This window comes from Sandarakinorhabdus sp. (assembly GCF_031430775.1).
In the GTDB taxonomy this organism is placed as follows: domain Bacteria; phylum Pseudomonadota; class Alphaproteobacteria; order Sphingomonadales; family Sphingomonadaceae; genus Sandarakinorhabdus.
In genome coordinates this window covers 1-6,210 of record NZ_JANPCD010000103.1, presented here as the reverse complement: position 1 = coordinate 6,210, position 6,210 = coordinate 1, and the positions used below count along the sequence as shown (strand labels likewise).

7 protein-coding genes are annotated in these 6,210 nt (G+C 67.5%); 2 read left to right on the top strand and 5 right to left on the bottom strand.

Translation table 11 applies throughout. From position 1 onward, the window contains the following. The first annotated feature begins 133 nt into the window (after positions 1-133). Positions 134-2,596, top strand: a complete 2,463-nt coding sequence (hrpB, locus tag RMQ73_RS06315) for an ATP-dependent helicase HrpB (protein WP_310497235.1) — start codon at positions 134-136, stop codon at positions 2,594-2,596. A gap of 9 nt (positions 2,597-2,605) precedes the next feature. Here the strand turns inward: hrpB and RMQ73_RS06310 are convergent, their stop codons facing one another. The 5 genes from RMQ73_RS06310 to RMQ73_RS06290 are packed head-to-tail and all read right to left on the bottom strand — an operon-like array spanning position 2,606 to position 5,628. Further along, positions 2,606-3,091 carry a hypothetical protein gene (locus RMQ73_RS06310; RefSeq protein WP_310497234.1) on the bottom strand — a complete coding sequence of 162 codons (486 nt, stop codon included), beginning with the start codon at positions 3,089-3,091 and terminating at the stop codon, positions 2,606-2,608. Positions 3,092-3,115: 24 nt separating this feature from the next. Next, positions 3,116-4,249 carry a GNAT family N-acetyltransferase gene (locus RMQ73_RS06305; RefSeq protein WP_310497233.1) on the bottom strand — a complete coding sequence of 378 codons (1,134 nt, stop codon included), beginning with the start codon at positions 4,247-4,249 and terminating at the stop codon, positions 3,116-3,118. A gap of 37 nt (positions 4,250-4,286) precedes the next feature. Next, entirely contained in the window at positions 4,287-4,751 is a 465-nt protein-coding gene (locus RMQ73_RS06300) for a RidA family protein (protein WP_310497232.1), read from the bottom strand. 5 nt (positions 4,752-4,756) lie between these two features. After that, positions 4,757-5,365, bottom strand: coding sequence for an HAD family hydrolase (locus RMQ73_RS06295; protein WP_310497231.1), 609 nt, complete (start codon positions 5,363-5,365; stop codon positions 4,757-4,759). Continuing rightward, positions 5,362-5,628: a DUF3572 family protein gene (locus RMQ73_RS06290; RefSeq protein ID WP_310497230.1), complete on the bottom strand. Its 267-nt coding sequence runs from the start codon at positions 5,626-5,628 to the stop codon at positions 5,362-5,364. The genes RMQ73_RS06295 and RMQ73_RS06290 overlap by 4 nt, the downstream gene beginning before the upstream one ends. Before the next feature lie 246 nt (positions 5,629-5,874). Between RMQ73_RS06290 and RMQ73_RS06285 the strand changes: the two genes are divergently transcribed. Next, positions 5,875-6,210: hypothetical protein (locus RMQ73_RS06285; RefSeq protein ID WP_310497229.1), on the top strand; the 336-nt coding region annotated here is incomplete at its 3' end.

Genomic DNA, 6,210 nt, shown 5'->3' with positions numbered 1-6,210 from the left:
CGGTGCCGATGTCGTCGGCGCGCGTTTTGCCATCGATCTGCCCGACCTTGGCGGCGCTGCGCGGCTGCGTGCTGCGGGCGTCGATGTGCATTCGCTTCTGGCCTTTGGCGGCCACTAGGGCCAATCCCGCCGCATGGCCCTGCCTGTCGAAGACATATTGCCGGCGCTGCGCGATGCCCTGGCGCGCGGCGCGCCCGTGGCATTGGTGGCGCCGCCCGGTGCCGGCAAGACCACGGCTGTGGCACCGGCCCTGCTGGATGCGCCATGGCTGGGCACCGGCAAGCTGATCCTGCTGTCGCCGCGCCGGCTGGCGGCGCGCAGTGCGGCCGAGCGCATGGCGGCGCAGGCCGGCGAGGCGGTTGGCCAGACCATCGGGTATCGCACCCGCATGGACAGCAAGGTATCAGCCGCCACCCGCATCGAAGTGGTGACAGAGGGCATTTTCGCCCGCATGCTGGTCGCCGACCCGGATTTGCCCGGCGTCGCCGGCGTGCTGTTCGACGAAATCCATGAACGCAGCCTCGAAAGCGATCTGGCGCTGGCACTGACGCTCGATGCGCGCGCGGCGCTGCGGCCCGACCTGCGGCTGCTGCTGATGTCGGCAACGCTTGACGGCGCCGCCTATGAAACGCTGTTGCCCGATCTGGTGCGTATCGAAAGCCTGGGCCGGATGTTCCCGGTGACGCTGCGCCATATCGGCCGCGATGCCGCTATCCGCATCGAGGACGCCATGGCCGGCGCCATCCGCAGCACGCTGGCCGAGGAGCCGGGCAGCGTGCTGGCGTTCCTGCCCGGCGCCGCCGAGATCGAACGCGTGGCCGAGCGGCTGGAGGGCAGGATTGCCGCCGATGTCACCGTCCACCGCCTTTATGGCGCGCGCGACGGCATGGACCAGCGTGCCGCCATCGCGCCGCCGCCGCCCGGCACCCGCAAGGTGGTGCTGGCGACCAGCATCGCCGAAACATCGATCACCATCGATGGCGTGCGGGTGGTGATCGATTCAGGGCTGGCCCGGCGCGCCCGCCATGACCGCAGCGTCGGCCTGACCCGGCTTGTGACGCAGCGCGCCAGCCAGGCCGCCGTCACCCAGCGTGCCGGCCGCGCGGGCCGCACAGCACCCGGCACCGCCATTCGCCTGTGGGAAGCCGCCGAGACAGCCGGCCGCCTGCGTTTCGACCCTCCCGAGATTCTTGAAAGCGACCTGACGGGCCTGGTGCTCGAATGTGCGCGCTGGGGCGTCGCCGAACCGGGCCAGCTCCGCTGGCTGGATCCGCCGCCAGCAGCCGCTGTGGCCGAGGCGCGGGCGCGGCTGCTGGTCATGGGCGCCATCACCGCCGATGGCCGGCCGACGCCGCACGGCGAACGTATCGCCGCGCTGCCGTTGCCGCCGGTGCTGGGCCATATGCTGGTGGCGGCCGCTGCGCGGGGTATGGCCGGGCTGGCGGCGCGCGTGGCGATACTGCTGACGGAACGCGGGCTGGGGGGGCCGAGCCGCGATCTTGATATCCGGCTTCGACAGTTGGCCGGCGAGCGGGGCCAACGGGCGCAAAGCGCGCGGCAGCTGGCGGCGCGATGGGCGAAAGCTGCTGGCGGTCGCGATGACCATGAACTGCCGGCAGATGCCGCCGGCCAGTGCCTGGCGCTGGCCTTTCCAGACCGGGTGGCCAAGCGCCGGGGCGCGGCGGGCGCGCCCTATCTGATGGCCAATGGCCGCGCCGTGACCATCGAGGCGCATGAGCCGCTTGCGTCCGCACCCTGGATTGTCGTCGGTGATGCCTCGGGCGCGGCGGCGGGCGCACGGCTGTTGCTTGGCGCGCCGCTCGACGAGGCGAGCATCGCCGGCCTGCCTGGCCTTGGCATCACCAGCGAGGCGGTTCTGGCGTTCGATCCTGCCACCGGCGGCGTTATCGCCGACACGGTGCGGCGGCTGGGCGCCATAACCCTTTCGCGCGGCAGCGATACCCGTGCCGACCCGGCACAGATTGCCGCCGCGCTGCTGGATGGCGTGGCGGCCCAAGGCCTGTCGGTCCTGCCATGGGGCGATGCCAGCCTTGGTTTGCGTGCCAGGGTGGGCTTTGCCCATGCATCAGGCCTTGCGGACATGCCGGACGTGTCCGACGCCGCGCTTCTGGCTGCTCTGCCGCAATGGCTGGCGCCCAGCCTGTCCGGGCGGCGGCGGCTTGGCGATCTGGGCGATGCCGGGCTGGCCGGCGCGCTCGAAGGGCTGATCGGCTGGGCCGCAATCCGCCGGCTGGACAGCTTCGCGCCGCGCCAGTTCATCACTCCGGCAGGCAGCCACCACACCATCGATTATGCCGAACCCGGCGGCCCGGCTGTCGATGTGCGTGTGCAGGCGCTGTTCGGGCTTTGCGCACATCCGCATGTCGGTGAAGGGCGCGTGCCGCTGACGTTGCGGCTGACCTCGCCTGCGGGCCGCCCCATCCAGGTCACGCGCGACCTGCCGCGATTTTGGGCCGGCAGTTGGGCCGATGTCCGCAAGGATCTACGCGGCCGCTATCCAAGGCACCCTTGGCCCGAAGATCCGGCTGCGGCGCCGCCAACGCTGCGCACCAAGCGCCGCGATGCCGGCGGCTAGGACGGGCGGCTAGAAGCTGGGCCTGCCCTGAAAACGCCCCTGCGATCTACCAAGCCCAAACGGCCCTCGCCCGATGTCAAGCGGGTCCCCGAAGCCCTGATTGAAACCGGAGCCAAACCCAAATCCGGGCAGCCGCCCCATGGCAACCGAAATGCTGGCCATGCCGGTTTCACCCAGCGGAAAGGCCGTGGTGCCGGCAAAACCCAGCGCGCCGCCGCTCCCGGCAAAGACGCTGACCTCGCCGTGCATGCGCCGGTCGCGCACCTCACCGCCATCCGTCAATTCAGGATAAAGCGAGCGATCGAGCACCGACTGCGCCCCGGCAAAGGTCTTTGTCAGTGGCACCGGCGTCAACACCGGTGCGCGCTCGGGGCCGAGCGCCGCTTCGTTCTTCACCGATTCCCGTTCGGCATCGCTGAGCCGATATGTTTGTGCCGCTGCCGGCGCCCCAACAAGCGCCAGCAGTGCCAGCAGGCGGAAAGACAGGGTTTTCATGTTGGAAACTTGCATGGCAGCAGCTTAGCCGCGTCTGAACGGCGTGGCCATGTCCAGCGCCTCGATATCGGCGGCGACCGCCCGGCTTTCGCGCACCAGATAATCGGCAATGGCATGGCGAAATCCGGCGTCGGGGATGTAATGCGCCGACACCACCGGCACCGGGCGATAGCCGCGCGCCAGCTTGTGCGCGCCTTGGGCGCCGGCCTCGACACGGGCGCGGCCATGCCGGATCGCCCATTCGATGGCCTGATAATAGCACAGCTCGAAATGCAGGCAGGGCACGTCTTCGGATGCGCCCCAATAGCGGCCATACAGGCAGTCGCCGCCGATGAAGTTGAGCGCGCCAGCAATGGGCACGCCGCCGCGCAGCGCCAGCATCAACAGCACGCGGTCACCCATCGTTTCGGTGATGCGGCTGAAAAAGCTGCGCGTCAGATAGGGCCGGCCCCATTTGCGGGCGCCCGTGTCCTGATAGAATGTCCAGAACGCGTCCCAATGCGCCTCGGTCAGTGCGGCGCCGGTGACATGGACGATGTCGATGCCGCTTTCCACGGCGCGGATGCGTTCCTTGCGGATGGCCTTGCGTTTCGACGACGACAGCGCGCCAAGGAAGTCATCGAAACAGCCATAGCCCTGATTTTGCCAGTGAAATTGCTCACCAATGCGCATCAGCCAGCCACGGTCTTCGAACATGGCCTGCTGCTGCGGCGGCAGGAACGTGGCGTGCACGCTCGACAGGTTGTTGGCGCGCGCCAGTGCCTCGGCACCCGCCAGCAGTCCTGGCCCAAGCGCCGGGTCCCGCAGCAGCAGGCGGTTGCCCGTCGCGGGCGTGAACGGCACCGCGCATTGCAATTTGGGGTAATATTGCCCGCCCGACCGCTCAAGGGCATCGGCCCAGCCATGGTCGAAGACATATTCGCCCTGGCTGTGCGATTTCAGATAGCCGGGCATGATCGCCGCCGGCGCGCCGTCATCACCGTCGATCACCAGATGCACCGGCTGCCAGCCCGTGCGTGCCGTGGCACTGCCGGATTCCTCCAATGCAGCGAAAAATTCGTGCCGGGTGAAGGGGTTGTCCTCTCCGGCGCACGCGTTCCAATGTGCCGCCGAAATTTCGGCAGCAGCACCAACAATACGCACGCGGGTTTCGGTCAAGGCCTAAACTTCCACCAAGGGCTGGGCGTCCGCCGGCTCAATCAATGGCGACGATGGCGTCGATTTCCACCGCGACGCCGCGCGGCAGGGCCGCCACGCCGACTGCCGAACGCGCATGGCGGCCGGCATCGCCGAACACCGCGACCATCAGGTCAGAGGCGCCATTGCCCACTTCGGGCTGGTTCGTGAAATCAGGTGTGGACGCCACGAATACGCCCAGCTTGACCACCCGGGTCACCCGGCCAAGGTCGCCGACGGCCGCCGCCATCTGGGCGATGAGGCCGATGGCGCAGCGCCGCGCCGCATCCTGTCCGGCGGCGATGTCGAAATCATCGCCCAACCGGCCTTTGACCAGGCTGCCGTCATCGGCAAACGGGATCTGGCCCGAAATATGCAGCAGTCCGCCCGCCATGACGCTGGGGACATAATTGGCTGCCGGCGGCGCGGCGACCGGCAGGACGATGCCAAGCGATGCGAGACGGGATTCGGGTGTATCGGTCATGACGGTCAACCTTTCAGGATTGTCTGGATATGGACCAGCGCATCGGGCCAGTCGTCGATGCGGGCATCGGCGTCGGGCGCGGCGGGTATCAGCGTACGCAGCGCATGTTCGGCCACCATGTGCAGCCGGTGGACATGTGGCACCTGGCCACGCGCCGATGTGTGGTGCGGCGGCAGGTCGTCGATGAACACCGCGCGGCTCGGTTGAAACTCGTCGAGTAATGCCTTGATCGGGGCGCCCTTGGGACCATGATTGCCGATGACGCGAAACGGCATGCCCAGCCGCGCCAGCTCGGCGGTGCGGACCTGCGCATGATGGTCGGCGATATTGGTGAGCACGACGATGTCACAATCCCGGGCCAGTGTCGCCAGCGCGTGCACCGCACCGGGCACTGGCATCTGCGTATTCATATGCGTGGTGAAAAAGCCATCGAGCAGCGGCGGGAAGCGCTCTGGCGCAACCGGCGTGCCATCGGCGTGCCGCACATTGCCCGTCAGGGCAAAGCTGTCGAGGCGCAGGGTCAGGCCATGCGCGGAATCGAGATATGCGATGAACGGCGCGATGAATTCGAGCAGGACGCCGTCGCAATCGGAAATGATCAGCGGTCTGGTCAAATTTCATCCTCGCCGAGCGATTGGCCGGCCCGCACGATCGCTGACGGCGGCACCTCAAGCGCGGCGGCGGTCGTGATCAGGTCCGCCTCGCGCGCCATCAAAAAGGCAATCACCGCGCCCAGCAGCGCCGGATCGGACGCACGCGCCCGCAGCCCATCGGCGTCAAGGCCAGTCAGGGCCAGCAAGCGCGGCCCCATGTCGCCATCGCCGGCGACATGCCCAAGCACACGCAGTGCCAGCACCATAAGGTCTTCATTAACCACTTGTCTGTTAAGCATCTCTTATAGTCTGCATCTGCGTGTCATCCGATGCGCAGTTGCTTCGGTGCAGTATTTCCTAGGCGTTGTCCCGGGATATGCCAAGCACCGAGGCGGGCGCAGGAATGACGCAGGACATATGAGGGTGTGTCTTGCCCAGCGGTGCCGGAGAGCAGCCCCGGCATCGGAGACGCTGGAAAAAACGTAACTGACAGACGGGCAAGCCTGTCTGGGGTCGAGGCTGGGCACAACATGTCATTCAGGATCGGTTTCGTCAGCAGTAGCGGCAATCCGGCCACGGCGCTGGATGTGCAGTCATTGCTGCCGCCCGACACCCAGCTGGATGTCATGTCGATCGACGAGGCCACGCAGCAAGTCGCTGAAGGCGCCGTGGTCTTGCTGATACTCGCCATGGACGGCGCCGACTGGCGTGCCGATCTGCGCTTCATCGACAATTTGCACCTCGTCGGGGAAAAGCGACCCTTGGCCGTGCTGGCGCTGGTGCCCGGAGCCGATCCCGAAGCACTTGCCATCGCGTTTGAATATAATGTTGCCGATGTGGCCGGGCTGCCCGTCAACCCTCACGAA